The organism is Burkholderia cepacia, from assembly GCF_001039005.1.
GTDB lineage: Bacteria > Pseudomonadota > Gammaproteobacteria > Burkholderiales > Burkholderiaceae > Burkholderia > Burkholderia theae.
The window spans coordinates 1-231 of record NZ_LDWR01000091.1 but is presented as its reverse complement, the minus strand read 5'-3'; the positions used below and the strand labels follow the sequence as shown (position 1 = coordinate 231).

Genomic DNA, 231 nt, shown 5'->3' with positions numbered 1-231 from the left:
TGGTGCCGTGATCAGCGCGATGAATGGCGGCAACCTCGGCGTCCAGCGCGGCATTGGCCTGGGCTCGCCGACTTGGCTCCCGGCCGCGCCACGGGCAATAGCCGCTGCGCGACACACCCAGAACCCGGCAAAGCCGGCTCACGCTGTACTGGTCGCGATGTGCGTCGATCCAGGCGTACCTCACCGCGCCCCCTTCGCGAAGTACGCCGTCGCCTTTCGAAGAATTTCGAT

Annotated in this window: 1 pseudogene; it reads right to left on the bottom strand. The window is 66.7% G+C overall.

Annotated elements, in window-relative coordinates:
* Positions 1 to 231, bottom strand: a pseudogene (locus VL15_RS41280) (IS3 family transposase); the annotation flags it as partial.